Below are 1254 nucleotides of genomic sequence, written 5' to 3'. Positions count from 1 at the left end.
GATATCTTTGGCTATAACGGTTTTTATCACCTCACCAAAGCTTTTCGCAGATTAACACGTCCTTCATCGCCTCTAACTGCCAAGGCATCCACCACATACGCTTAGTCACTTAACCATACAACCCCAAATGTTCTTGTCTTTTCCCTGTTATGCAGCGTTGCGTTAATCCTCATGTAGTAAACTACACGTCGTATTAAAGCGCCTTGCCTAACAAGCAAAATCCTTCGACCATTAATTGATTTGTTGTAAGAACAAAAAACCAATAACTTGGTACACCGTGGAGACTAATCCACAGCAATTGTAAAGTCTGACATTTTCACGCACACAAAGTGTGTCTTGAATAAGAGTGGTAATAAATTTAACTCGTAAAAGTAAATTTATTACCGGGTTGATTACGTTTCCGAGGAGGAACCGTAATCACCATTATTAACAGGCGATATTCCTATTAATAACAGCTTGGTATTTATAATTTATGAACAACAGCGCGACACCGTGTTCATCATATAAATACCGGTATTTATATCAGCTTTCCAGATTGTTAAAGAACTAAACTTATACACGCATTCGGTATAAATCTTGGTTTAAAAAACCAAACTTAACTCATCAACTTTTGATAGTTTAAGTTTGGTCTCTTTCTTTAGAGAAGAAGTGGTGGAGCTAAGCAGGATCGAACTGCTGACCTCCTGCGTGCAAGGCAGGCGCTCTCCCAGCTGAGCTATAGCCCCGTAATGGGAAACATACTTTAGCTAAAACGAAACGTATATTAACGTTTTTTACAAGGCAGTTTATCGCGAAGTGTAGGTTTTCTACACAAGTGATGAACCAACGCCGTAAAAAGCGTAAATTGGTAGGTCTGGGCAGACTTGAACTGCCGACCTCACCCTTATCAGGGGTGCGCTCTAACCAGCTGAGCTACAGACCTATTTTACATTTGTTTCTTTACTCGATTTCATCGTTGTACTCGTCATTCGCTTGTCATTACCAGTCGGTAACTCCAACGCTCATTTCTCGCACGCCTTGAACTCAAGCAAATTAACTTCGCCTAAAAGGGTTGAAGCTAGCATATTTGGACTTCTTCTAATTTGTTATCATGTAATTTGTGTGAACACTCGCAGAGCACTCTCTAAAGAGTATTCTCATTAAGCTGTTTTACTTCAAGATAAGGAGGTGATCCAACCCCAGGTTCCCCTAGGGTTACCTTGTTACGACTTCACCCCAGTCATGAATCACAAAGTGGTGACCGTCCTCCCCGAA

General features: G+C 40.8%; 2 tRNA genes and 2 rRNA genes. All 4 read right to left on the bottom strand.

Features of this window, described 5'->3' with window-relative positions:
• Positions 1-115: ribosomal RNA gene (locus tag ESZ39_RS17505) — 23S ribosomal RNA — on the bottom strand; the annotation flags it as partial.
• A 534-nt stretch (positions 116-649) separates the two neighbouring features.
• Positions 650-725 (bottom strand) — tRNA-Ala (locus tag ESZ39_RS17500).
• A 120-nt stretch (positions 726-845) separates the two neighbouring features.
• Positions 846-922: transfer RNA gene (locus tag ESZ39_RS17495), tRNA-Ile, on the bottom strand.
• A gap of 238 nt (positions 923-1160) precedes the next feature.
• Positions 1161-1254: ribosomal RNA gene (locus tag ESZ39_RS17490) — 16S ribosomal RNA — on the bottom strand; the annotation flags it as partial.

It is taken from the genome of Colwellia sp. C1TZA3 (assembly GCF_007954265.1).
In the GTDB taxonomy this organism is placed as follows: domain Bacteria; phylum Pseudomonadota; class Gammaproteobacteria; order Enterobacterales; family Alteromonadaceae; genus Cognaticolwellia.
Note: the sequence above shows the minus strand (reverse complement) of the source record. Positions and strands in the feature narration are given on the sequence as shown.